Annotated in this window: 21 protein-coding genes and 2 tRNA genes; 9 read left to right on the top strand and 14 right to left on the bottom strand. The window is 59.0% G+C overall.

What is annotated here, in order from left to right:
- Positions 1-6 precede the first annotated feature (6 nt).
- From ACVWXZ_RS03250 to ACVWXZ_RS03260, 3 genes are all read left to right on the top strand, one after another.
- Positions 7-78, top strand: a tRNA-Val gene (locus tag ACVWXZ_RS03250).
- A 299-nt stretch (positions 79-377) separates the two neighbouring features.
- Positions 378-1,958, top strand: a complete 1,581-nt coding sequence (locus ACVWXZ_RS03255) for an iron uptake porin (RefSeq protein WP_457402565.1) — start codon at positions 378-380, stop codon at positions 1,956-1,958.
- Between the two features lie 445 nt (positions 1,959-2,403).
- Positions 2,404-3,987 (top strand): iron uptake porin, encoded by a 1,584-nt coding sequence (locus ACVWXZ_RS03260; protein WP_457482144.1) that lies wholly within the window; start codon positions 2,404-2,406, stop codon positions 3,985-3,987.
- Between the two features lie 127 nt (positions 3,988-4,114).
- Here the strand turns inward: ACVWXZ_RS03260 and ACVWXZ_RS03265 are convergent, their stop codons facing one another.
- The 3 genes from ACVWXZ_RS03265 to ACVWXZ_RS03275 all read right to left on the bottom strand — a co-directional run bounded on the left by ACVWXZ_RS03265 (position 4,115) and on the right by ACVWXZ_RS03275 (position 7,756).
- The gene (locus ACVWXZ_RS03265; protein ID WP_457482145.1) at positions 4,115-4,954 is read right to left on the bottom strand and encodes a DUF6671 family protein; all 840 of its coding nucleotides are present in this window, start codon (positions 4,952-4,954) and stop codon (positions 4,115-4,117) included.
- 69 nt (positions 4,955-5,023) lie between these two features.
- Entirely contained in the window at positions 5,024-6,730 is a 1,707-nt protein-coding gene (locus tag ACVWXZ_RS03270) for a SulP family inorganic anion transporter (protein ID WP_414342307.1), read from the bottom strand.
- A gap of 90 nt (positions 6,731-6,820) precedes the next feature.
- Positions 6,821-7,756 (bottom strand): ion channel, encoded by a 936-nt coding sequence (locus ACVWXZ_RS03275; protein WP_457402571.1) that lies wholly within the window; start codon positions 7,754-7,756, stop codon positions 6,821-6,823.
- A gap of 184 nt (positions 7,757-7,940) precedes the next feature.
- Between ACVWXZ_RS03275 and gyrA the strand changes: the two genes are divergently transcribed.
- The 4 genes from gyrA (at position 7,941) to psb28 (ending at position 12,611) form a co-directional block, all read left to right on the top strand.
- Positions 7,941-10,469, top strand: a complete 2,529-nt coding sequence (gene gyrA / locus ACVWXZ_RS03280; RefSeq protein WP_414383942.1) for a DNA gyrase subunit A — start codon at positions 7,941-7,943, stop codon at positions 10,467-10,469.
- Between the two features lie 186 nt (positions 10,470-10,655).
- Complete coding sequence (locus tag ACVWXZ_RS03285) at positions 10,656-11,027, top strand: DUF760 domain-containing protein (protein ID WP_011433215.1); 372 nt, start codon at positions 10,656-10,658, stop codon at positions 11,025-11,027.
- 38 nt (positions 11,028-11,065) lie between these two features.
- Positions 11,066-12,265, top strand: a complete 1,200-nt coding sequence (locus ACVWXZ_RS03290; protein WP_457482146.1) for a glycerate kinase family protein — start codon at positions 11,066-11,068, stop codon at positions 12,263-12,265.
- Positions 12,266-12,296: 31 nt separating this feature from the next.
- Positions 12,297-12,611, top strand: a complete 315-nt coding sequence (gene psb28 / locus ACVWXZ_RS03295; RefSeq protein ID WP_011433213.1) for a photosystem II reaction center protein Psb28 — start codon at positions 12,297-12,299, stop codon at positions 12,609-12,611.
- 17 nt (positions 12,612-12,628) lie between these two features.
- On the opposite strand, the gene gatA is transcribed toward psb28, so the two are convergent.
- From gatA to ACVWXZ_RS03335, 8 genes are all read right to left on the bottom strand, one after another.
- A complete protein-coding gene (gene gatA / locus ACVWXZ_RS03300; protein WP_457402577.1) occupies positions 12,629-14,161 on the bottom strand; it encodes an Asp-tRNA(Asn)/Glu-tRNA(Gln) amidotransferase subunit GatA in 1,533 nt (510 codons plus the stop codon).
- 181 nt (positions 14,162-14,342) lie between these two features.
- Positions 14,343-14,639 (bottom strand): hypothetical protein, encoded by a 297-nt coding sequence (locus ACVWXZ_RS03305; RefSeq protein WP_457385995.1) that lies wholly within the window; start codon positions 14,637-14,639, stop codon positions 14,343-14,345.
- Positions 14,640-14,746: 107 nt separating this feature from the next.
- A complete protein-coding gene (locus ACVWXZ_RS03310; RefSeq protein WP_457387240.1) occupies positions 14,747-15,064 on the bottom strand; it encodes a hypothetical protein in 318 nt (105 codons plus the stop codon).
- A 102-nt stretch (positions 15,065-15,166) separates the two neighbouring features.
- Positions 15,167-15,239, bottom strand: a tRNA-Ala gene (locus tag ACVWXZ_RS03315).
- Positions 15,230-15,919, bottom strand: coding sequence for a Uma2 family endonuclease (locus ACVWXZ_RS03320; protein WP_457482147.1), 690 nt, complete (start codon positions 15,917-15,919; stop codon positions 15,230-15,232). Before ACVWXZ_RS03320 ends, ACVWXZ_RS03315 begins: the two co-directional genes overlap by 10 nt.
- A gap of 66 nt (positions 15,920-15,985) precedes the next feature.
- Positions 15,986-16,303: a hypothetical protein gene (locus ACVWXZ_RS03325; protein ID WP_457402581.1), complete on the bottom strand. Its 318-nt coding sequence runs from the start codon at positions 16,301-16,303 to the stop codon at positions 15,986-15,988.
- Positions 16,304-16,400: 97 nt separating this feature from the next.
- The gene (locus ACVWXZ_RS03330) at positions 16,401-16,781 is read right to left on the bottom strand and encodes a hypothetical protein (protein WP_414357119.1); all 381 of its coding nucleotides are present in this window, start codon (positions 16,779-16,781) and stop codon (positions 16,401-16,403) included.
- A gap of 173 nt (positions 16,782-16,954) precedes the next feature.
- On the bottom strand, positions 16,955-17,254 hold the full coding sequence (locus ACVWXZ_RS03335; protein ID WP_011433206.1) for a ferredoxin: 300 nt from the start codon (positions 17,252-17,254) through the stop codon (positions 16,955-16,957).
- Between the two features lie 454 nt (positions 17,255-17,708).
- Between ACVWXZ_RS03335 and ACVWXZ_RS03340 the strand changes: the two genes are divergently transcribed.
- Positions 17,709-19,142 (top strand): hypothetical protein, encoded by a 1,434-nt coding sequence (locus ACVWXZ_RS03340; protein WP_457482148.1) that lies wholly within the window; start codon positions 17,709-17,711, stop codon positions 19,140-19,142.
- Between the two features lie 88 nt (positions 19,143-19,230).
- A complete protein-coding gene (locus ACVWXZ_RS03345) occupies positions 19,231-22,074 on the top strand; it encodes a tetratricopeptide repeat protein (RefSeq protein WP_457482149.1) in 2,844 nt (947 codons plus the stop codon).
- Here the strand turns inward: ACVWXZ_RS03345 and ACVWXZ_RS03350 are convergent.
- Genes ACVWXZ_RS03350 through ACVWXZ_RS03360 form a run of 3 tightly spaced genes read right to left on the bottom strand, consistent with a single transcriptional unit; the run spans position 22,061 to position 25,642 of the window.
- Complete coding sequence (locus tag ACVWXZ_RS03350; protein WP_457482150.1) at positions 22,061-23,215, bottom strand: hypothetical protein; 1,155 nt, start codon at positions 23,213-23,215, stop codon at positions 22,061-22,063. The two genes, ACVWXZ_RS03345 and ACVWXZ_RS03350, sit on opposite strands and share 14 nt — an antisense overlap.
- A 21-nt stretch (positions 23,216-23,236) precedes the next feature.
- On the bottom strand, positions 23,237-24,106 hold the full coding sequence (locus tag ACVWXZ_RS03355; protein ID WP_457482151.1) for an FkbM family methyltransferase: 870 nt from the start codon (positions 24,104-24,106) through the stop codon (positions 23,237-23,239).
- A 21-nt stretch (positions 24,107-24,127) separates the two neighbouring features.
- Positions 24,128-25,642, bottom strand: coding sequence for an FkbM family methyltransferase (locus ACVWXZ_RS03360; protein WP_457482152.1), 1,515 nt, complete (start codon positions 25,640-25,642; stop codon positions 24,128-24,130).
- Between the last annotated feature and the right edge of the window lie 12 nt (positions 25,643-25,654).

Consider the following 25,654-nt stretch of genomic DNA (forward strand, 5'->3'; position numbering starts at 1 on the left):
CCTCGGGGGCGGTTAGCTCAGCGGTAGAGCGCCTGCCTTACAAGCAGGATGTCACTGGTTCGAGTCCGGTACCGCCCATTTCCACCAGAGTTTGTGGCTTAGGAGCTCTGTCTTGGTTTGGGATACACCCGCTAGCCAGAGCCGGATCCCTGAGGTAGAGTAGTGGATATCGAGCCTCGATCATCTACCGCAGTTGGGTCTTGCATTGAGTCTTGCCCAGAAAGTGTGTAAAGTGGTAGACGATGTGGACTTCGGCTGTATTATGTCTTCCCAGAGTCCCCAATTGCCAGGCTCGTTGTTGAGGTAGGCAGTTTGTCGCTTCTATGAGGACATCCCTACAGCCAAAAAGGTGTGAGGAAAAGAACAAGGAGAGAAACATGCCCGCGAAACACGCGAACTACTGGAAAACGCTGCTGGCCGGCACTCTGGGTGCAGCAGCGATCCTGACCCCTGGAGTGGCTTATGCCCAAGCTACCGGGCCGGTCACCTCCATCTCTGAGCTTTCGGATGTGCAGCCCACCGACTGGGCCTTCCAAGCCCTGCAATCCTTGGTGGAGCGCTACGGTTGTATTGCCGGCTACCCTGACCGCACCTTCCGCGGCAACCGGGCTATGACTCGCTTTGAGTTTGCCGCCGGTATGAACGCCTGCTTGGATCGCATCAATGAGTTGATTGCAGCCGGTTTGGCCGACAAAGTCTCCAAGGAAGACTTGGCCACTCTGCAGCGCTTGCAAGAGGAATTTGCTGCTGAGCTGGCAGCCCTGCGCGGGCGGGTGGATGCGGCAGAGGCTGAGATTAACGATCTGAAAGGGAAGATCTTCAACCCAGTTACCAAGCTTAACGCTCAGGTCATTACCGCAATTCTCGGCAGCGCTCTTACAGAAGACCGGGTCGTACAAGGAAGAGTGGTAGCCGAGCAAAATCAGGCAAACATGACTCTTCCCTATCGGGTACGCCTGAACTTCGATGCCTCCTTTGTTGGCCGGGATCGCTTGCGTATCCGCCTACAAGCTCGCGATGCGGTTACTACCTTCTTTGAGGGTGACCCAGGCGTTGGCTTCCAAGGAGGTGCGGGCGGTACCTTTACTCTTGCCCAGCTGGTTTATCAATTTCCTGCTTTCGACCGCGCTGCTACCATCTACACAGGTATTACAGGTACAGGGGTGTCTAGCGTTCTGCAGTACAGCACGCCCTTTGATGCTCTGTCGGACTTTGCCGATGCTCCCAACTCTACGGCAGATGTGCCCAGCGGAACCCTATTTGGTTTTCGCTACCGTTTGAGCGACCAGTTTCGTTTAGCCTACGCCTACAGCACCAGAAGAGGTCAAGCTCTGGGGAGAGGCTTTGGCGACAGTGGCTTGACAGGTGATGATAGCGCTCACACCGTCGAGCTGGGCTTCTTGCCAACCAAGGGCTTGGAGTTTTACCTTCAGTTTGCTTCCACCTACCTGCAGCAAGCAAATGACGGTCCTACCTTCCTGGCCACGGGTAAAAGTCTCTTCCGCGGGCCGGTAAGAAGAACGCAGGTCAATGTCTCTGCACGGGTGAATGCTTTTACGTTCGCAGCCAACTGGGAGATCAGCCCTCGCATTACCTTGTCTGGCTGGTTTACGGCTGGCAATGTGGATTACAACCTGCCCAATGTGGTACCGGCTGGTACTGTGGATCCGGGAGAGGAAGACTTTAACGGTTTCCTCCTTGGCTTTGTTTTCCCCGACCTCTTCGTGGAGGGTGCCAAAGGCGGGATTGTATTTGGGCAGCCAATCGTGACCACAGACAACGACGGAGTGTGGGATACTCGCCCCTTCGTTGTGGACGTCTACTACAGCTTCCCGGTCAACGAGTACATTACTCTAACGCCTGCTGCCTACTTTGTGAGCAACCCCAATGGCGGCAGACCCGGAGACAACGACCCAACCATTGGCGTGGGGGCTTTGCGAGCTGTGTTTACTTTCTAGTTCTTAAAATCCCTGCGCTGACATCCAAGTTGCTAAGTAGGGATCCACTGGGTTGGATCCCTTCATTGAATAAGAATAATCAACTCCTCTGTGGGGATAAGGATGCTGGCATTGAAGAGCTTGAGGTTGAGCTTAAGACGAGGCCATGGGCTACAAAAAGCGCACTGCGTGAGATCTGCCCAGGTCTTTGCCACAGGCTCGGTGTAGGTGTGAGAATGGCGGGAACAGATACCCATGTCTTGGCCACAGATGTGGGGACACCGCATTAACTGTAGGGCAGGCCGGACAGCAAGAGGATGTGGACTTCGGCTGTATCATAATCTCCACATCATGTCTTCACCGAAGTCCGCAGTTGCCAGACTTGTTCTTGAGTTAGGCAATTGGTTACCTCTAGAAGACATCCCTACAGCCAAAAAGGTGTGAGGAAAAGAACAAGGAGAGAAACATGCCCGCGAAACACGCGAACTACTGGAAAACGCTGCTGGCCGGCACTCTGGGTGCAGCAGCGATTCTGACCCCTGGAGTGGCTTATGCCCAAGCTACCGGGCCGGTCACCTCCATCTCTGAGCTTTCGGATGTGCAGCCCACCGACTGGGCCTTCCAAGCCCTGCAATCCTTGGTGGAGCGCTACGGTTGTATTGCCGGCTACCCTGACCGCACCTTCCGCGGCAACCGGGCTATGACTCGCTTTGAGTTTGCCGCCGGTATGAACGCCTGCTTGGATCGCATCAATGAGTTGATTGCAGCCGGTTTGGCCGACAAAGTCTCCAAGGAAGACTTGGCCACTCTGCAGCGCTTGCAAGAGGAATTTGCTGCTGAGCTGGCAGCCCTGCGCGGGCGGGTGGATGCCCTGGAAGCCGATGTTACTGATTTGAAAGGGAAGGTCTTCAACCCGGTTACCAAGTTGAATGCCCAAGTCATCGCCGCTGTTGTAGGCAGCGCTCTCACGGAAGACAGAGTTGTTGATGGGAGGGTAGTAGCAGAGCAAAACCAAGCCAACATGACTCTTCCCTATCGGGTACGCTTGAACTTCGATGCTTCTTTTGTGGGTCGCGATCGCCTGCGCATTCGTCTCCAAGCTCGCGATGCTGTGACTGAGTTCTTTGATGGGGATCCCGGCCTCGAGTTTGGCGGCCGTGGCGGCGGCACTTTCACCCTGGCCAAGCTGATCTACCAATTCCCAGCTTTCAACCGAGCAGCTACCATCTACACGGGTATCGTTGGCTCAGGTGTGTTCGATGTATTCAACTACAGCACACCCTTCGAAGCTCTCTCCGACTTTGCTGATGCTCCCAACTCCACGGCGGACGTGCCAGGTGGAGCTCTGTTTGGCTTCCGCTACCGACTCTCGGATCAACTACGCTTGGCCTACAGCTACAGCACCAGGAACGCTCAAGCCTTGGGCAAGGGCTTCGGCGACAGCGGTATAACCGGTAGCGACAGTGCCCACGCGGTGGAGCTGGGCTTCCTGCCGAACGAAAACCTGGAGATCTACCTGCAGTTTGCCAGTACCTATCTGCAGAAGGCAAACGATGGCCCTGAGTTCTTGGCCAACGGTACAGCCCTTTTCCGTGGCCCTCTGCGGACGACGACGGTAGATGTTTCTGCCCGTGTCAATGCTTTCTCGGTGGCAGCCAACTGGGAGCTTAGCCCTCGAATTACCGTATCCGGCTGGTTTACTGCTGGCAATGTGGATTACAACTTGCCCAACGTGGTACCGGCTGGCACCATTGATCCGGGTGATGAAGATTTCAACGGGTTCCTGTTTGGCTTTGCTTTCCCGGATCTCTTCATTGAGGGTGCTCAGGGCGGTGTGGTGTTTGGCCAACCGATTGTCAGCACCGAGGAGGGAGTTTTTGACAGCCGTCCTTTCATCGTGGATGTTTACTACAGCTTCCCGGTGAACGAGTACCTCACCCTTACCCCGGCAGCCTACTTTGTGAGCAATCCCAATGGTGGGCCTAGCAAGTCTGGGGATACCGATCCAACCATCGGCGTGGGTGTCTTGCGAGCTGTGTTTACTTTCTAGTTCTTAAAATCCCTGCGCTGACATCCAAGTTGCTAAGTAGGGATCCACTGGGTTGGATCCCTATTTTCTTACATCAGCCCCTCTGGGGGGATGAAAGCCTGGGCTTGACGTCAAGCTTGGGACAAAGCTAGGGATTACAAAAGGCACACTGAGCGGGATCCGCCCAGGGCTCTGCCACAGGCTCGGTGTGGGTGTGGGAACAGCGGGAACAGCCATATACCCAAGCCTTGGCCACGGGGGTGGGGGCGCCACATTGGCCGCAGGGCAGTCCAGAGACCGAGCGGATCTGCCAGTAGCCAGGAGTGCCGCAGGCCGGGCACAGGCTTTGGGCTTTGGCGATTAGGTTTTGGGTGGCGGCTGCGATAACCTGGAGCCGGGTTGGGTTGCACATGGCCCGCATGTCGGTTTCCAGATGCAGGCCACCCTGCCGAGTCAGGATCTCCCCCACCACCTGCTTCAGGGTTGCTTCGTCTTGGATTCCTTTGTGGATAACCTGGGGCTTTTCTGGCTGGTCGAGGGCGATCAGGGCGTGCTGGGGAAAACCCGCCCTTTGGGCAAAGTCCAGCGCTTCTGCCCAGCTCTGCACCCAGCGATGGCTGAAATTGGTTTGGGTGCTCTCTGCATAGCCGACCAGCTCCAAGGGCTCCGCGCCGGGTTCAAAAACCCTGAGCATGACCCACTCCTGATTCCAAGGGATCCAGGGAATCTGAGGGTGGGGGCCAAAGGACCCCTCGCTGGCCAAGCCCAGAGCTTCAGGATGATCCTGCAAAGCCCTTGCAATCTTCAGGCGCAGAGTGTGGATGGGATCCCCCGGTCGGGGCCGCTCCCGCGAGAAGGTGCCCAGTTGGTCGGTGTCGAAAGCTACTACTTGAACTTGAATCCCCAAATGTTCGGCCAAGAGAGGGCCGATGACCTGCTCTTTGCGATGCATGGTTGCCAAGTAGGCGACCCGACCCTTCCATTGCATAGACTTAGACTTAACCTGGATCTGGCAAACGGATCCCGCAGCTTTGTGGCTCAGGCCAATTGGGGTTACTCAAACCAGGGGACTGGCCTCGAGCGGCAAGCCCAACTGGGCAACAGCCTCGGCCAAAGCCACCTCACGGCTGTCCACAAACCGCTCTGGGGGCAGCGGCAAATGTAGGTTTTCCAGGCGCTGCCGGATCCGGCCCTTGGCCCCAACAATCCACACCTGTTTGCCCCGATCCAGGGCCTCGCGGATGGCATTTTCCAAGGATAGCGTCGCCGAAACTCCCAGCATCGGCACATCTGATAGATCCACCACCAGCGCTTGGCAGGAGGCCACCGCCTGATGTTGGCGGGAAATGGCTTGGGAAACCCCGAAGATCATCGGCCCGCTCAGGTAAAACAGCAACACCTGCCCGCATCCCTGGCGCAGCAATTCCCTCTCACGGGGAGTGAGATCCACCGCATCATCGGCATCGGTAATGGCTTTCACCTCTTCGGAGTGGATCTCGCTGAGGCGTTGAATGGTGAGCAAGTTGGCCACAAACACTCCCACTCCCACTGCAGCGATGAGATCCACAAACACCGTCATGAACATCACTCCGTACATGATGGCTGCCCCTTTGAGGGAAAGGCGGTGGGCCCGCTTGAGGAAGCTCCAGTCGAGGATATCCACCCCCACCTTAAAGGCGATCCCTGCCAGCACCGCCATTGGGATCCCTTGCGTGAGGGGAGCGGCAAACAGCACCACCATCAACAGAATGAGGGCGCGGGTGACGCCCGCCAGAGGGGTACGTCCCCCCGACTGGATATTCACCACCGTGCCCATGGTTGCCCCTGCTCCCGGCAGCCCTCCCATGAAGCCGGACACCAAGTTAGCGATCCCCTGCCCGATCAGCTCTTGGTCGGAGTCGTGGCGGGTGCGGGTGAGGTTATCGGCAATGACTGCCGTTAAGAGGGTGTCGATGCAGCCCAGCATCCCCAGCACCACCCCATCCAGCACCAAGTTGGCCAGGGAAGCAAAGGGCAACTGCGGCCACTGCAACTGCGGCAAACCGGTGGGGATAGGGCCAATGCGCCGCAAATCCCAATCGGCCATGAACAAGCTGGCCACCAGCGTTCCCAACACCAAAGCCACCAACTGCGGCGGCACCACCCGTCGCCAGGGCTTGGGATAGCCAAAAAGGATGGCAAGCGTCAGCAGCCCCAGCCCCAGCTCTGGCATCTTAAGGTTGAGCAGGTAGGTCGGCAGGTTCTGCACCGCCCCAATCACTCCCCCCTGGCTGGCGTGGCCCAAAAGCGGCGGGATCTGCAGCAAAATCATGATCCAGCCGATCCCGGACATAAAGCCGGAAATAACGCTGTAGGGCATGAGGGTGATGTATTTACCCAGTTTCAGGGATCCAAACAGGATCTGAAATAAGCCCCCCAGCATCACCACGGTGAAGGCCGGCCCCAGCCCCTGCTCCGGGTAACGAGCTGTAACATTAGCAACCACCGCCGTCATCATCACAGTCATCGGCCCGGTGGGTTCGGAGATGAGCGTGGGCGTACCCCCAAACAGAGCCGCAAAAAAGCCCACGCATACTGCTCCGTACAAGCCCGCCACCGGCCCTGCCCCCGAAGCCACCCCAAAGGCCAAGGCCATCGGCAAGGAAACAATCGCTGTCGTCAGCCCGCCGAAGAGATCCCCGCGCCAGTTGTCTAGGCTCAGACGTCGGTGCCAATCCAGAAATCTCTTGCCGCCGGACTGTTGTTCTTTCGCTTGGCTCAGCATGCCCCAAAGCCCTCCACGCTATGGGCAGCCTATCATTGAACGTTACTATAGAGATCATGCTAGAGAATAGATTTTCTTCTATAGTTTCCCTCAAGGATTCCCCTCCAAGCGAGGGCATGGGGCTTGAGCCGGTAGAGTTGTGTGAAAGTGAGAGTAGTCCACATAGCGATGCCCATTGCTGTCCAGGTGGAGAATATCGGCAAATCGGTGGTTCCAGAGAATCTCATCGGCCAAGTAGGAGTGGCGAGCATGGATGGTTTGGGAAAAGGTGTCGTCGATGCCGGTCAGGGTAATGATCAGCTCCGCTTGGCCCATCTGTAAATCCTGATCCGTGAGGCCGTAGAGAGGGCTATCCGGCTCAATCCGGTGCATCACCGTCCAGGTGATGGCAAAAATGGGAGACGTGGAGCGTACCAGTCGCAGATCATAAAGCCGCCGCATCCACTCCCCTTCTGCTGAGATTTGGTTGCAGGCCAAGGTAAGGCGAATCTGAGCCTCGACAATCTGGTTAAAGCGTTGGTTAGCAGCCCGAAACATCAGGGTGGGGTAGCCATCTTGAACCCGAATAACGGCGACCCGGCTAAACATGACCCGAGCGGTGGGCCGAGAAATACGAGCAAAGACCAAACCTGTCGCCACTGCCGTGCCCGCCACCCCCAACATGGCTTCTAGGGTAACTAGGAGATTGGCGTAAAGGCTGAGGGGATACATAGCCCCGTACCCGATGCTGGCCATTGTCTGCACGCTGAAGAAAAACGCATCCCCAAAGTGGCCTGAACGGGCATTGGCAATGTTGTTGGTACCGATCAAATAGAGCAATGCAAAGCCGACATTGGCCAAGATATACCCCCCAGCCAACACCCCCAAAAAACCTGGCCAGGAGAGGGTCAACAACAGGTGATACAGATCCCGCAACCTCTGGGAAGGGATCCCACGACGCACCAAAGGGCGATGGCCACCCGGTTGTCCCATGCGGATGGGACGGGATCCCTGAGAAGCTGCAGATTGGGGCTGCTGATGAACCACTGGGCATCTCCTGCTGGAAGTCAGCCGGCCTTCACAAAGGGCGAATGGTAGACTAGGAGTACAAAAATTCTTTGCTTAACTCAATCACCCTCAGTCTGCCACGGTCAGGGTTTACTTCCCGATAAACTTCCATGAACCCACTGCGCCAAGGCCGACTGGGATCCCTCAACGATAACCCAACCCCATGAGCGACAACGAATCGACGGCGCGCATCATCTCCACCGACCTGCAGCGGGAGATGTCGCAGTCCTACCTGGAATACGCCATGAGCGTGATCGTCGGGAGGGCTTTGCCAGATGCGCGGGATGGCCTGAAGCCGGTGCACCGCCGCATTCTCTACGCTATGCACGAGTTGGGCCTGACGGCGGATCGCCCCTTCCGCAAGTGTGCCCGCGTGGTGGGGGATGTGATCGGGAAATACCATCCCCACGGGGATCAGGCCGTCTATGATGCGCTGGTGCGCATGGCTCAAGATTTCTCCATGCGGGAGCGGCTGGTGGATGGGCATGGCAACTTCGGCTCTGTAGACAACGACCCGCCGGCGGCCATGCGCTACACCGAGTGTCGGCTGACCGCCTTTGCCCAAGAAGCCCTGCTGCAGGATATCGACGCCAACACCGTCGATTTTGTGGGCAACTACGACGGATCCCAGCAAGAGCCGCTGGTGCTGCCGGCGCGGATCCCGCAATTGCTCTTAAACGGCTCTTCCGGCATCGCCGTGGGCATGGCCACCAACATCCCGCCTCACAACTTGAGCGAATTGGTGGACGGCCTGATTGCCCTCATCCACAACCCCAACCTGACCAGCCTGGAGTTGATGCAGTGGATCCCCGCCCCCGACTTCCCCACCGGGGCGCTGATCATGGGCCAGGAGGGCATCCGCGAAGCCTACACCACCGGGCGCGGCTCCATCACCCTGCGGGGGGTGGCCAGGGTGGAGACGATCGAGCAGCGGGGCCGACCGGTTCGGGACGCCATCATCATCACCGAACTGCCCTACCAGACCAACAAGGCAGCCATGATTGAGAAGATCGCCGAGCTGGTCAACGAGAAAAAACTGGAAGGCATTGCCGACATCCGCGACGAGAGCGACCGCAGCGGCATGCGGGTGGTGATCGAGCTAAAGCGGGATGCCCAGCCGCAGGTGGTGCTCAACAACCTCTACAAGCAAACCCCCCTGCAGGCCAACTTCGGGGTCAACATGCTGGCCATCCTCAACGGCGAGCCGCGCACCCTGACCCTGCGGGACGCGCTGCAGGCTTTTCTGGATTTTCGGGAAGAGGTGATCGAGCGGCGCACCCGCTACGAGCTGCAAAAAGCCGAAGAGCGGGATCACCTGCTGCAGGGCTATCTCTTGGCTTTGGGGCAGTTGGATCGGGTGATTGCCCTCATTCGGGGAGCCGCCGATACCGCCACAGCCCGAGAGGAATTGCAGGCGGTGTTGGGCCTGAGTGAAGCCCAAGCCGACGGGATCCTGCAGATGCAGCTGCGCCGCCTCACCGCCCTGGAAGCGGAAAAAATCCAGGCCGAGCACGAAGACTTGGTGAGGCAAATTGCCGACCTGCGGGATATTCTGGCCCGCCGAGAACGGGTGATGCAGATCATCAGCGAAGAGCTGCAGCAGCTCAAAGCCCGCTTTGCCAGCCCGCGCCGTTCCCGCCTCTGTTTGGAGGATGGGGAGCTGGGAACGGATGATCTGATCGAAAATCGGGAGACGGTTATCTTTCTAACCGAGCAGGGCTATATCAAGCGCATGGGCCTTGAGGAGTTCCAGGTGCAGGGGCGAGCCACCCGCGGCAAAGCCGGCGCCCGCATCAAAGAAGACGATGCCATCGAACAGTTTTTTGCCTGTCGCAGCCACGACACCATCCTCTTTTTCACCAATCGGGGCGTAGTCTATACCCTGCCCGCCCACCAGATCCCCCAGGGGAGCCGCGCCGCCCGCGGCAGCGCCATCGTTCAGTTGCTGCCGATCACCCGGGAAGAGCGGGTTACGTCCATGGTGCCGGTGAGCCAGTTCAGCGACGACGAATATCTGGTGATGCTCACCCGCGGCGGCTACATCAAAAAAACGGCCCTCAGCGCCTTTGCCAATGTACGCTCCAACGGCCTGATTGCCATCTCTCTGGAAGAAAACGACGAACTGCGCTGGGTGCGCCGCGCCCGCTCCAGCGATGATGTGGTCATGGCGACCCGCCAAGGCATGTCCATTCGCTTCCCGGCGGATGACGAGCAACTGCGCCCTCTGGGACGGGCCACCCGGGGCGTGCGGGCCATTACCCTCAACGCCGGCGATGACATCGTCAGCATGGATATTATCTCTGCCGAATCGGTGATGGCTGCCGAGCGAGAGGGGGAGAAGCTGGCTAACCCTTGGGTGCTGGTGATCACCAAAGAAGGGCGGGGCAAGCGCTCGGCCATCGACAATTTCCGCCAGCAAAACCGCGGCGGCAAGGGGGTGATCGCCACCAAGTTCCGCCAGGCGTCGGACGAGCTGGCGGCCCTGCGCATCGTCAATGCCGAAGACGAGATCCTGTTGGTAACCGCCAGGGGCATTGTCATGCGCCAGTTGGCCAAGGCCATTCCCACCCAGTCCCGCGAGGCGACCGGGGTGCTGGTGCAGCGCCTGGATCCGGAAGACAGCATTGTGGGAGTTACAGTGGTACCCGCTGCCTTGGTTGCCGAGGAGGAGACCTCAGAAGCCAGCGCTTGATCCCCGGCCGTTACTTAGGTACGGCATTTGCCGCCGCAGAAGGGTGGGATCCCGTACCGGAGAGGGTGAGGATGGGGTGTTACCTTTGGGATAGCCCAAATTCCGGGAACGGCAAAGGCCTGTGGGATCAGGCCGAGCGCCCTAGTTTGGGCTACACCTGCTGTGTTTGTGGAGCTGGGTTACTCCATGGCGAGCCCGTTGAACTTCATCCCTGGTTTTGAGGCAGTGCAAACTCCGAGCCCCGACAACCGGCTCTGGCAATACCTGCAATCTCAGGATCCCAGCGTCTTTCAGGATATTGCCCGCAATTCTTCTCCGGAAGTGCTGGAGATCTTGGGCCACAACATCCGCAGCTTGGTGGGGAGCTTGCCCTCCGATCAATTCGGGGTTCAGATCATCACCAACCGCGAGAGCTTGGCCAAAATGCTCTCCGGCGCGATGATGGGCGGCTATTTCCTGCGGGTCATGGAGCAGCGCCTAGCCCTGGAGCAATCTTTGGGCAGTGCCTCCCAGCCTGCCAGCGCGGATCAGCCTTCGCCAGCAGAGGAGGAGGGCTAGGCTTGCAATCCACCTTTTAGCGCCGCCGAGGAGGTTCCATGCTGGATGCGGGTTTCCAGGCAAAGGGATCCCAGTTCAGCAGCCCACCGCGGCGGATTTTGGTTTGCCCGGATAGTTTTAAGGGATCCCTGAGGGCACCAGAAGCGGCAGAGCACATAGCCCATGGGATCCAACAGGTGCTGCCGGAAGTCGAGGTGGAGCGGCTCCCCTTGGCGGATGGGGGAGAGGGCACCCTAGAGGTATTGCTGCCGACGCTGGGGGGAGAGAAAAAGGGTCTGTGGGTCACCGGCCCCCTGGGGGATCCCGTCTGGGCGGAGTACGGGGTGGCAGGAGAGCTGGCCCTGTTGGAGCTGGCCCAGGTGGCTGGCCTGACCTTGGTGCCACCGGAGCGGCGGGATCCCACCCGCACCACCACCTACGGCCTGGGGGAGCTGCTGCGGGCCGTCTGCCGAGAGCCTATTGCCGAGATCTGGATAGGACTGGGGGGATCCGCCACCGTGGATGGAGGGGCGGGCATGGCGCAGGCCTTAGGCTATCGCCTGTTGGATGGAGCTGGGGATCCCATCGGCTGGGGTGGGGCGGAGCTGGCCCGGCTGGCGCGCATCGAGCCCCCCGAACAGCCTGTTTGGCAGGGGAAACGGGTCCGCGGCCTCTGCGATGTGCAAAACCCCCTCACCGGCCCGTTGGGAGCCGCCGCCGTCTTTGCCCCCCAGAAGGGCGCCACCCCTTCCCAGGTGCAGCAGTTGGAGCAGGCGCTGCAGCAGTGGGCTCAAGTGGTGGAGCGAGATTTGGGCCAGGCCGTGGCCGGGATCCCGGGGGCCGGAGCCGCAGGCGGCTTAGGAGCAGGTCTGGTGGCTTTTTTGGAGGCCACTCTGGAGTCCGGGATCCAGCTCTTGGCGCAGCAATTGGCCCTGCCGGAGCGCATCCGCCGCTGCCATCTGGTCGTCACCGGAGAGGGCTGCCTCGACGAACAAAGCACGATGGGAAAGGTGGTGGGGGCCGTGCTGGAGCAGGCTATCCAAGCCCAAAAACCCCTGCTCATCCTCTGTGGCCAGGTGACTCCGGCAGCGCGCGCTGGGTTGGCAGCCCAGCCTCTTCCCCTTCGGGTTGGCGCCCTGTGCGACCGGATCCCCGATGTGGCAGAAGCCCAACGGCAGGCCGGCCATCACCTGGAGCAGATGACGGCCCAGGAGCTGAGAGATTTTCTGGAGCAGGATGCGGGGATTGGCCGGTTATAATGGCTTAAATCATCGTGTTTCGTAGGACATCATGGCCAGTATCGAGTTCTCCCCCGGCATCCAAGAGGTGCCCACCCAGGTGCGAGTGCTGAAATCCAAGACCGGCAACCGGGGATCCGCGATTTTCCGCTTCGAGGATCTAAAATCCGATACGCAAAACATCCTCGGCATGCGGATGATCGATGAGGAAGGGGAGCTGACCACCCGCAACATCAGGGCCAAGTTCCTGAACGGGGAATTCAAAGCCCTGGAAGTGACCTACGACATGGAAACCGAGGCAGAGTGGGATCGCTTCCTGCGCTTTATGGAACGCTTTTCAGCGGCCAACCAGATGGGCATGGCCTAGTTGCCGCCCTTCCCGCCTCAGCTTTTGGATTTTTTGCTCCTCTTGCCGGATCTGCGCTTGGCTTGAGGTTGGCCGGGATCGGATCCCTGGCCCTCTTCAACTGAGGGCTGCCCCAGCGGCGGCCGTCGCTTGTGCCAGTCGGTGCTTTGCTCATAGGCATAGGCCACCCGCAGCACCTTGCTCTCCTGTAGGGCATTGCCCACAATTTGCAGGCCAATGGGCAGCCCATCGGCAAACCCGCAGGGCAGGCTCAGCCCCGGCAAACCCGCCAGGTTCACCGGGATCGTCATCAGGTCGCAGAGGTACATGCTGAGGGGATCCTCCCGCTCGCCGATCTTGAACGCCGGGGTGGGGGTGGTGGGGCTGACCAGCACATCCACCTTCTCGAAAGCCTTGAGGAAGTCCTGCTTGATGAGGGTGCGCACCTTCTGAGCCTTGAGGTAGTAGGCGTCGTAGTACCCCGAGGAGAGGGCATAGGTGCCGATCATGATGCGCCGCTTGACTTCTGGCCCAAAGCCGTGGGCGCGGGTCTTGCCATACATGGCCAGCAGCGAGTCGGCAGGTTCCCGCAGGCCGTATTTCACCCCGTCGTAGCGGGCCAAGTTGGCAGAGGCTTCCGAAGGGGCAATGATGTAATAGGTGGCAAGGCCGTAGCGAAAACTGGGGCAGTCGATCTCCAGGATCTCGGCCCCCAGTTCTTGCAGATGTTGAATGGCTGCTTGGACGGCAGCGCGGGTCTCCTCCCCACATCCTTCTCCCAGCAAGTCGCGGATCACCCCGATTTTGAAGCCCTTGATGTCCGGGATCAGAGCCTGGCTATAGTCCGGGATATCCACCTTCAGGCTGGTGGAGTCCATCGGGTCATGGCCGGCGATCCCCTGCAGCAGCAAGGCCACATCCTCCACCGTGCGCCCAAACGGCCCCACCTGATCCAAAGACGAAGCAAAGGCCACCAGCCCGTAGCGAGACACCAGCCCGTAGGTGGGCTTGAGGCCCACCACCCCACAAAAAGCTGCCGGTTGGCGGATGGATCCCCCCGTATCCGAGCCCAGAGCCACCACCGCTTGGTCGGCAGCCACCGCCGCCGCCGATCCCCCAGAGGATCCCCCTGGCACCCGCGTCAGATCCCAGGGATTGGCGGTGCGCTGAAAGGCGGAGTTTTCCGTGGAGCTGCCCATGGCAAACTCGTCTAGGTTGGTCTTGCCCACCGTCACCATGCCCGCAGCCGCCAGCCGCGCCGTCACTGTTGACTCGTAGGGGGGAATGAACCCCTCCAGCATCCGGGAAGCGCAGGTGGTGCGGATCCCTTGGGTGCAGAGGTTGTCTTTCACGGCAAGCGGGATCCCGGCCAAAGGGCCAATCTCTTCCCCGGCCCGAATGCGGGCGTCCACCGCCCTGGCCTGTTGCAGAGCCAGTTCCTCGGTCACAGTAATAAAGCTCTTGAGCTGCGGCTCCAGTTGGGCCAGGCGCTCCAGGTACTCGCGGGCGATCTCTTCGGCAGAGCGCTCTTTGGTTACCAACTGGCTGTGTAGGGCGCGAATCACAGACATAGGCAAACTCGCAGGGAATGGCAAACGCCGATGAGGCCAGACCAAGTTCCCTCTAGACTAATCCAGATGGGATCCCTTCCCAACCCTAACTCCCTAAAGATCTCGTGGATCCCCCTCTCTTGCTAGGAGAGGATCTAGGGATGATCACATCAGCAGCGCCGAGCGCCTGGGCTGTTGGCAGTCAACGCCGTTCCAAAAAGTCGCGGCGCAGATCCCGAATCTCCTGCCGCATCTCCCGCATCTCTCGGGCCATCTCGTCAGTGCGCCGTTCCAAAGCTTCGGTGCGGCGCTCCACAGCTTCCGTGCGCCGTTCAATGGCTCGGGTGCGCTCGTCAAAGCGATCCAGCGCCTCCCGGAAAAACTGTGCCAGCATCGCCTGCCCTTCCCGCAGCTCTTGGATCAAAACCTGCTGGTTCTGCTGGGCAGCTTGCAACTCCTGGACGGCCCGAATCAGCCACTGCTCTTGCTCAGGTGTCATGGTTACCAAGGCGCTACAGAACAAGGAAATCCTACCACCCTAAATCTCCTCCTGGGAGAAGGATCCGGGGATGGTTACACTAGCAACGCAGAGCGCTTGAGCCCAAGCTACCGCCGTTCCAAAAAATCGCGGCGCAGATCCCGAATCTCTTGCCGGATCTCTCTCATCTCCTCCGCCATCTGGTCGGTGCGCCGTTCCAGTGCTTCTGTGCGGCGTTCGATGGCCCGAGTACGCTCGTCAAACCGATCCATTGACTCGCGAAAGAACTGCGCCAGCATCGCCTGTCCCTCCCGCAGCTCTTGAATCAAAACCTGCTGGTTTTGCTGGACAAGACGCAGCTCCTGCTGGGCAGCTTGCAATTCTTTTTGGGAGGCTTGCAACTCTTGGATGGCTTGAATCAGCCACTGTTCTTGCTCGGGCGTCATGGTTACTGAAACACTACAGAATAAGGAAATCCTACCACCACTAACTCTTCTCTCCTCCTGGGAGAGGGATCGGGGGCAAGGGATCCAAATCCAAAACCTCAATGGAGAGTAGGGAACTCGAATCCCTGACCTCTGCGGTGCGATCGCAGCGCTCTACCAACTGAGCTAACTCCCCGTAGCTTTACCAGAATAACCCGAATCCGCAGCCAAGATCTCCCCCGCCTGCAACTCCAGCTTGGGAAAGACCTTTGAGGATACCGGATCGGATCCCTTCAGCTCCAGCACATCGTACCAGCCTTCATGAAGCAGCAGCAGGCTCACCTTCTCCTCCAAGGGATCCACAACCCAATACTCGCCGATCCCCAAAACGCAATACTCTGCTTGCTTGGCCCGGTAGTCTGCTGCCCGGCTGGACTCACTGACTACCTCCACCACCAGTAGCGGCGGCGGATCCTCCAGGCGAATCAACGCCTCTCTGGATCCCATCTCCTGCCACTGTTCCAAAGGCAGCACCACCACATCCGGGATCCGCACCGTATCCCACCGGTGGCTGCCCCGCGGCGACTGGATCCCTGGGCTCCCCTGTATCGCTGTCCAGGGCAACTGCTGCCGTGCAATCTCTGCCTCGAAAACTCGGCTGAGAAAGTTTTGAATCTGCACATGCCGTCCGGTTGGAAGAGCCATGGGCACCAACTCCCCTGCCACCAGCTCATAGCGGGTATCACTGCCATCCGAATAAGCAAGGTATTCCGCCAAACTCAGGCGAGCTCTTGATGGTGCAGAAACGGATCCCATTGCCAAAGCCATAAACCGTCTCGGCCAAAAGTCTCTTTGCTGCCATACTAGCCTTGTCATCTCGCACAACCCCTCTCTTCCTCTAGGAGCAGGGCTGTGAGCGCTTGGGCCAGGGTTGGATGGAAGCTAACGCCGTTCCAGAAAATCGCGGCGCAGATCCCGAATCTCCTGCCGGATCTCCCGCATCTCTCGGGCCATCTCGTCAGTGCGCCGTTCCAAAGCTTCGGTGCGGCGCTCCACAGCTTCGGTGCGCCGTTCAATAGCCCGGGTGCGCTCATCAAACCGATCCATTGACTCGCGAAAAAACTGGGCCAGCATCGCCTGTCCTTCCCGCAGCTCTTGAATCAAAACCTGCTGGTTTTGTTGGACAAGGCGCAGCTCCTGCTGGGCAGCTTGCAACTCTTGGATGGCGCGAATCAGCCACTGCTCTTGCTCAGGGGTCATGGTCGGCGAGGGTTACAGAAGAATAAAAAAATCCTATCACCCTGCATTTCTCCCTGGGAAAGGGGCTGTGAGCGCTTGGGCCAGGGTTGGATGGAAGCTAACGCCGTTCCAAAAAATCGCGGCGCAGATCCCGAATCTCTTGCCGGATCTCCCTCATCTCTTCCGCCATCTGGTCGGTGCGCCGTTCCAGTGCTTCTGTGCGGCGTTCCACAGCTTCCGTGCGCCGTTCAATAGCTCGGGTGCGCTCATCAAACCGATCCATTGACTCGCGAAAAAACTGGGCCAGCATCGCCTGTCCTTCCCGCAGCTCTTGAATCAAAACCTGCTGGTTTTGTTGGACAAGGCGCAGCTCCTGCTGAGCGGCCTGCAATTCTCTTTGGGAGGCTTGCAATTCTCTCTGGGAGGCTTGCAATTCTCTCTGGGAGGCTTGTAGCTCCTGGATGGCTTGAATCAGCCACTGCTCTTGCTCAGGGGTCATGGTTGCTGAAGCACTACAGAATAAGGAAATCCTACCACTGCCAATTCTCCTCTCCCTCTGGGTGAGGGCCTCAGCAGCGCGGAGTGCTCGAACACCCCCTTGGGCCACCCAAAACAAAAACCCCTCTCTCTTTGGAAGAGGGGCTGGGGTTGAGGACGGAAATTCAAGCTCGATCAGTAAAGGGCTTCTTCTTGGTGGGTGATGATGGTGCAGTCGGAAGTAGGGTAAGCCACACAGGTCAGCACATAGCCCTGCTCGATCTGATCATCATCCAGGAAGGACTGATCGCTTTGATCCACCGTGCCGCTCACCAGCTTGCCGGCACAGGTCGAACAGGCACCGGCGCGGCAGGAATAAGGCAGCTCGATCCCTTGCTCTTCCGCCACGTCCAAAATGTATTCGTCATCCGGCACATCGATGGTGACGTTTAAGCCTTGCTCCTCGTTGATCAGAGTGACCTTGTAGGTAGCCATCCTGGGTGTGTCTCCAGAAAAAACATCCACTCCTCATCCTGCCACCCTTCTGCCCCGGATCAAGCATCCTTTTGTGAGGAAATAGGCAAATCTTCCGGTTTTTTCCAGGTGGATCCGCAAAAGCCATGCCGGGCAAGGATTCTGACTGCTCTTCCGGTGGCTCCACCTGCTTTGCTCCCAGAAGCCGCCACCCGACTCCTTCCCGGGACCCTGCCCGGTGTCTGTGACCCACGTCACCTTTGATCTTGTCCAGAAAAAATCGGCAGTACTTGCCAAAGCGGGCTAATGGGCTTGTATGATAAGCAGAGTAAACAGACGAGCCGCTTATCCAAGCGCGTGTGCGTCTTTCCTCGATTGGCTCTTTCCTACGGCCTGGCTTGCCCTGGGCGAGTTGATCGGGTAAGTTAAGGGAAGTGTTCAGCCGAACCCCACTTTTTTGGTTAAGAGGAGAACAATGAACGGAACAATGCACAAGTGGCTCCTGAAGTCACTCGGGTCTCTGTCTCTGGCTTCCACAGTGGTGCTGCTGCCCCTGCTGCTCACCGGTTGCGGCGAAGAAAGCAGCACCAGCACTGTTACACCCGTGCCGCCCCCACCACCCCCACCGGCTCCCCCGGCTCCGCCGCCACCACCTCCAACCCCTGTTCCTGCTCCCACTCCCACCACTGCTGGCCCCATCAGCGCTCTGCCCACTCAACTGGCCGCTCTCACTCCGGGGGGACAAGTCTTCTCCAACCCCACTGTCATTCCCGTTGGCTTTGGCATCCGCCGCTCCGGCGCAGGCGAGAACCTGCCGGTGGGCACCTACTCTGACTACCGAGCGGTGCTTTCCTTCCCCATTCCCGACGCCATTCCCCGCAACGCCATCGTGCAGGGGGCGCAGTTGACGCTGGTGCAGTTGCCCTCCAACGACTCGGCCACCATTCCTGGTTTTGGCGACCGGGGGCGGGGCTTCTTCTTCCTGGATCCGACACCGCACAACCTGCCGGCCAACAGTGTGGTGTTCCAAGAAGTGCGGCTGGGCGCGGTTGACAACGTGGTGTCCAGCGACTTCTTTGCGCCGGCGACTTCTGGCTTTGTGGCTTTGAGCTTTACGGGCAACGTGCTGGGCAACAACGATGTATCGGCGGGGCCGCGGCTGGCGGATGTGGGGCCTGGGGTGCAGCGGGCGGTGTCGGCGCCAGGCCCGCGCTTCTACCAGGTGCGGCTGCAGTGCGCCAAGGAGGTGTGGAACAACCAGGCCACGTCAGTATTCGCCACCTTAACTGCTTCCTCTATCGCCACAACTTCTGCAAGTGCTTCTGGAGCACCTGTATTTAACGCGGTTGCTCCTGTGGCAGTAGGGTTCACTGGGACCGTTGATGTAGGTCCAGGTGCCACTGCAAGCACCTATCAAGTTGACTCCACCTCCCCAGCCACGCTCACGATTACCCTCCTGGCCACCAACCCAGTTACGGTAAGCTTCAGTGCTGCAGGAAGCACCTTTACTGCTTTCCTACCCACTGGTCAGACTACCATTACGCAGAGTATACAGGTAAGTAGCCTTGTTGGTGGTAGCTTCACATTTGCCGGTCCGACGGTTCTTAATCTAGGTCCCGTCAACGTAGTCTTCAGTGCCTCTGGCAGTCAGCTCACTGGCCCGGTCAACCTGACTCTGGTTATCCCCAACCAAACTTTCTCCTACTCGGCCACCTTCACTGCCAGCCTTACCTCCAGCGGCACGGTGGCAGGCACGCCGGCCAATGCGGCTGGTTTTGAGATCAGCCAGGGGGCTACGGGCACCTGCCGGGCCGAGTTCGACAAAGAGCCGGCTACGGGTACGGGTGCTGGCCCTATCACCACCGCTCGCGGGCCACGGCTGGACATTACTTTCACTGTCCCGCGCTAGTCGGCAGGCTGTTTAACCCCTCGGCGGGCCTGAAAGTTCAGGCCCGTTTTTTTCTCGCGGAACTCAGATGGGTGTAGGATTAGAGGTTATGAAATCTAGGGATCCAGGCCAAGTGACACCCGATGCGCTGATAGCTACTTTGGAAGTGGCCATCCGCCACCATCAGGCGGGGGATCTGCAGCAGGCGGAGGCGGCCTACCGGCAGGTGCTGGCTCTCCAGCCGGAGCAGCCTGATGCTCTACACTTTCTGGGCATCCTCTGCTACCAAACGGGCCGGCTGCAGGAAGCCGCGGCCCACCTGGCCAAGGCCACTCAGCTGCGGCCAGAGCAGGCAGCTTTTCACAGCAACTTGGGCGCTGTATATCAAGCGCTGGGCAAGCGGGAAGCAGCTATCGAATGCTACAGCCAAGCGGTGGCGCTGCAGCCCGATCACCTGCAGGCCCTCTTCAACCTGGGCCTCTGCCACTTTCAACTGGGCCAGTACGACCAAGCCGAGGAGTATTACCGGCGGGCCCTGGCCCTGCAGCCCCAGGATGCCCAGATCCTGACGGAGCTGGCCCAGATCTACCGACAGAAGGGGTGGCCGGCAACGGCCATCGACCATCTAGAGCAGGCGCTGGCGCTAGAGTTTACCCCAGAGCGGGCGCAAGAACTGGCAGAGCTCTGCCGCGAGGCCGGGCAGTTGGAGCGCTCCGCTGAGCTCTATCGGCAGCTCCTGGAGCAGGATCCGCAGCAAGCGGCCTTGCACAATGGCCTGGGCTTGACCTTGGCAGAGCAAGGGAACTGGGAGGAAGCTATTGCCGCTTTCCGTCAGGCGCTGGAGCTGGATGGGCACTTGGTGGAAGCTCACATCAACCTGGGCACTGCTTTGCTGGAGCAGGGACAGCCGGAGGCGGCCATTGAAGCCTATCGGGCGGCTTTGGCGCTGCAGCCGGATCGCCCGCGGGTTTACTTCAACCTGGCCACAGCCTATCGCAAGCTGAAGCAGCCGCAGCGGGCGCTGGACTACTACCATGTGGCCCTTGGCCTGCAGCCAGACTACGCCGAGGCCCATCGCGGCTTGGCCAACCTTCTGTCAGATCGCAAGCTGCGCAAGGTGTTCTCCAATGGACTGCTAGACAGCATGGCCCACCTCAGCCGCGCTCTGGGTGTGCGGCCCAACCTGGCCGAGGCCTACTTCGAGGCCGGCTGCCTGCTATTGGATCAACTGCGATTCAAGGAAGCCATCCCCTTGCTGGAAGCGGCCCTAGAGCACAAGCCTGACTTTGCCCTGGCCTACAACAACCTGGGCCTGGCCTATCGGCACTTGAACGAGCCGGAAAAAGAAGAGATTCAATATCGGCAGGCGCTGGTGCACGACCCAGAACTGGGAGAAGCCTACTGCAACTTGGGGCTGTTGTTGCAAAGCCAGCACCGCAACGAAGAGGCCCTGCCGGTTTTGCAGGAAGCGGCCCGCCTCAAGCCGGACTTCCTGGATGTTCACCGGGCCCTGGGATCCGTTTACAAAGAGCTGAACCGCCTAACCGAGGCACTGGAATCTTTCCAGCGCGCCCTGGAGATCAACCCCGAGGATCCTTCCACCTATGCAGGGTTGGCAGGCACCTTCCTCCAGCAATGCCGCCACGAGGAGGCCATCAAAGCCTACCGCAAGTCGGCCAAGCTGGCTCCGGGGGTGATCGCTTTCCACGGCAACATCCTCATGGGCCTGCACTACGCCCCCGATTTCGATCCCGAAGAGACCCTGCGGGAGCACAAGAAGTGGGGGGATGCCACCCAAGCCTCGGTGGCCCATCTGCGGCGGCCCTACCACCGGGATCGGGATCTGAAGCGGCCTCTGCGCATCGGCTACATCTCCGGAGACTTTAAGCTGCACTCCGTGAGCATGTTTTTTGAGCATGTCTATAACCACCACGACCACGAGCGCTTCCAGATTTATTGCTATTCCAACGGGCCGTATTCGGACATTGTGACCGAGCGGATGAAGGAAAAGGCCGATGCCTGGCGAGACATCCACAAGATCCGCTCCGATGTGGAGGTGGCCGACATCATCCACGAGGACAAGATCGACATTTTGGTGGATCTGGCTGGCCACACCGCCTACAACCGCCTGGGGGTGCTGGCGCTCAAACCTGCCCCCATCCAGGCCACCTATCTAGGCTACCCCAACACCACTGGTTTAACCTTGGTGGACTACCGCATCACCGACGCCTATGCCGATCCGCCGGGCATGACGGAAAGGTACCACACAGAAAAGTTGATGCGCCTGCCTAAAAGCTTTCTCTGCTACAACCCTGTGGATATCTTTCCGCCGGTTTCCGAGCTGCCGGCCCTGGCTGCCGGCTACGTCACCTTTGGCTGCTGCAACAACCCCACCAAAATTACCCCCAACGTGGTGGCAGTGTGGGCGGAGATCCTCAAGCGGCTGCCCAATGCCCGCATCCTGCTCAAAAACATGCGCTACACCGACAGCAGCGTCTGCGAGATCTTCTGGGGGCACTTCGAGCGGCACGGGGTGGATCGGCAGCGGGTGCACCTGGTGGGAGATCGCCGCAGCATTCCAGAGCACCTCCAGATCTACAGCGAGATTGATATCGGCCTGGATCCTTTCCCCTACAACGGCACCACCACCACCTGTGAAACCCTCTGGGGCGGTGCGCCAGTGGTGGTCTTGGCAGGCAATGCCCATGTCTGCCGCGTGGGAGTCTCCATTCTCACTAACGTGGGGCTGCCGGAGCTGGTGGCCCAAACGCCGGAAGAATACGTGGAAATTGCCGTGAACTTGGCCAGTGATCTGGAGCGGCTGCGCCATTTGCGCCACAGCCTGCGAGGCATGATGGAGAAATCGCCCCTGCGGGATCCACAAAGCCATGCCCGCGCCCTGGAGCGGGCCTATTGGCAGATGTGGAAAAACTTGGTGGTCAGCGGTCAGTAGGTTCCTCGGATTCCGAAGGAGCCACCTGCTCGAAAATGTCCCACAGCTTGGCGGCCACTGTTGCCCAGCTCAGCTCCTTGGCCTGTTCCAACCCCTTGGCAATGAGGGGAGAGCGTACCGGGTAGCTCTGGATGCGCTGCAAGGCGTCAACCAGCTCTTGAAGAGAGCCTTGGCAGAGCAGGGCTGTCGGGTTTTGCAAGGGATCCTTATCTTTTTTCTCTCCAGAGGCAGTTGCCGACTCCGAGCCGGAGGCATTTGGCTGCTCATCCCGGTAATGCACCACAGGACAGCCGCAGGCCATAGCCTCAAGGGGGCTGCTGGGCCGAAAGGTGGAGTGGAAAACCAGCGCCAGAGCCGAGGAATAGGCGCAGGCAAGCTCGGGATTGTTCAGGCTGAGGTAGCGAAGGCCTTCTCGTTGGGGCAGTTGCGCTTTGACAGGATCCACCTTCAGAGGACTGGGAAAGGCAAAGACCAGCTCGGTGCGGGAGAGCTTTTGGCCCTGCAGGATCTCCCAAGCTTGGCTGACAGCCTGGATGCCACGGTAATCAGCCAGCTGTTCGGGCAAGACGGCCAAGAAAAAAGGGCGAGTCAACTGAAACTTGCGGCGAAACTCGGCCATGGCATCGGGAGCAGCCGGCTTGGCCCAGCCTTCAATGGCCGGGTAGACTAGCGACATCTGCTCGGGAGGGATCCCGGGGTAGTGGGTTCGGAAGCCAGCAAGCACTTCATCGGAGAAGAAGACGTAGTGGGCAGCAGCCAGGATGGCATTTTTCTTCTCGATGTATTCTGGATGAAACTGGCTGCCGGCCTCTGCTTCTAGGTCGTAGATGAAGGCGATGGAAGGGGTGGAAATGGGGGTGGTGTAGCCGGTGGAGAGAAACAGCCTAGCCTTGAGCTGGTCGCAGGCGCTCTGCAGGCCGGTGCGATCCTCATCTGCCTCTGCAAAAGCAAAGCGGGGGATCTCGGAAAAAAAAGTTCCCGGCGGCAGCCAAGTTTGCCCGCGGGTGAGCACCACAAACTTCGTTGCCTTCTTGGCCTTGACCCACTCTTCAATGAGGCTCAGCCACAGGTAGGACTGATCCAAAAGTGGAGAGCGAGAAAACCCTTCCGACTGCCAGATAACCCCATCAATGACGATCATCCCCCACCTCGTCTGAGCAATTTAAGAGACATTGAGAGCGGCAAACATCCTGGCCAGGTAGAAGTCTTTGTAACGGGTTTGGGCAATTTGGTCATGGACGCCCAGGATGAAAGCTACCAGATCGTAGGACAGGTAAATCTCATGCAAAACCACCGCCATTGCCAGCCGCTGGCGCGAGGAAAGCCGACCCAAGTGCATAAAGTTTTTGACGTAAACATAGTCGCACCACAACACTTGGGTGTAAGGGCGATAGGTTCTGGAGGAGAAAGGCTTGAGGCAGGCGCCAAAGTTGCTGGTCATGCCGTGGAGGAGAAAGCCTTCTTCCCTAAGGGCAATATCTACGTCGCTGAAAAGAGGTTGGCCTTTGTAGAGAGGGATGTACTCGACTTCTGTTTGGATAACAGTAACACTCTGTAGAGTTTTTCTAGCGCCCCGGATAACATCCAGCTCAGCTCCCTGAACATCCATCTTGAGAAAGTCCACTTCGCCCAGTTCTGGAATGTCATCCAAGCGGGTAGTCTGGACTTCCTCGACCCGAGTTACCCGAGAAACTTCCGCCAAGTTCTCAAAATGCTGGGCTAGCTCCTGATCGGGCTCGTAAAGAGAGGAGGTGTAGCCGGCATTGGTGAAATAGAACTTGCGGCGGGATCCATCCCCAATGAAGTAGGGAAAGTACTGCCGCTTCACTTTGTCGGCGCGAGGAGCCTCGGCTAGGGCTCTGGCGTTGAGCTTTTCGCATTCTTCTTTTTGGGGCTCAAATCCTATCACCTGGGCATGTCCTTCCTGAACCAGCTTGTCGAAGTTATCGCCGCCCAGAAACATCGCCCCCACGTCTGCAATTCGGATAAAAGGCATGTCTTTGCCGAGGATCTCGCTAATCGGGAAAGGCATTGTTCTACTCCACAGAAACGGCTAGATCAGACCAGCTTTGCTCGCCAGAGAAAAGCGATTCGGATGCACGGCAACCAAGTTTAGCGCAGTTGGCAGTTGCACAGAAGCCTGAACGGTACTGAGATCTTGGATCATCGGGTTGTAAACATAAATGAGATAGCCTAATTCGGCGAGAAGCTTCGCCGACTCCAAACCTGAAAACTGGCCGACATTTTGGTTTTCAAACAGGATTACCGGGCTGCAGGTCTCGATCAGCTTTCTCCCCCCCTTCAGAACAGGAACCTCTGCCCCTTCCGCGTCAATTTTGAGCAGATCGATGGTGGGCTTGCTCTCTGAGATCCACAACTCGTCCAAGGTGATTTGCTGCACCGGCTGGGTTTCTTCCACAACCGACATGGGATCCGTGACGATGCGGTTGAAAACGCTGGCCCCTTCGCAAACCAAATAAACTTCCCGAGGCTCTTCGCCAACTGCAGCTTCCACGACCTGTACAGAGGGATCGAGTTGGTTTTGAGCAACAGTTGCCCGCAAGCACTGCAAACACCCCGGCGTGGGCTCGATGGCATAGACTTTCCCAGCCTTGCCCACACAGCGGGCAAAGAGAAAGGTGTAAACCCCAACGTTGGCCCCAACGTCAATGGCGTTCATGCCCGGCTTGAGGATTTGCCGACACAGCTCGATTTCACTCTCAAACCAGCGATCTTGAGCCAGGAGGACGAAGGTCACAATGCTTTTAAGATCTGGCTCTAGCCTTAGCTTGTACCCCTCATACTGAGTCCAAATTTCCATACTGGCCACCGCCTCCGAGGCTGGATCTCCGTTAGGAGGCGTTTCTAACTCTTGCTCTGCTGAATCCGACTCCGCCTTGGAGGGATCCTGCCGCGGAATGTAGCGATCTAGAGCCAGTTGCAGCACTTGCAGGGCCCTGTCCTTCTGCCCAGGGAAATGGTCGGCTATTTTCTGCAGCAAGAAAGCCCCTTCCGGCTGCGCCTGCGCTGCCGCATTCATGGCAACCACCATTTGCGCCTCTAGATCCTCTGGGTCAATGGCTGCAGCCAGCCGCCAGTAGGGCAATGGCTCCGGTCGGTAAACGACTCCGCTGTGGTGGGCCAGCCAACGGGCCAGAGTGTGGAGGTAGCGCTCGCGGGGGCCAAGGCGGGAAGCAGAAGCGGCCTTAGAAGAGCGGCGGGCCTTTTTGCCGGCGAAAGCCAAGCGGGGGGGATCCCAAGCCAGCCTGGGCTGGGATCCGGTTAGGCCCAATCTGGGATCTTCTAGGTAACGCTGGGTCAAAAGCCGGGAGAGCAGCTCTTTTCCCTCTTGGAGGGCCGTGTAGCCGCTTCCCAAGGCCAAAAGGGCATGGAGGCGATTGAACTGGGAGGGGAGATGGTTGGGATCGAGATCCAAACCCTGCCGCCAAGCTGCCAGAGCCATGGCCCAAGCCGCACGTCGCTCCCGCGAGGTTTTGGCTTGCTGGGCCTTCAAGCAGTGAGAGATGCCCAGCTCGTTACATTCATCGGCAGTGGTGGGGATCCCCATGGCTTCGCTAAC

Source organism: Thermostichus sp. MS-CIW-38 (genome assembly GCF_054058415.1).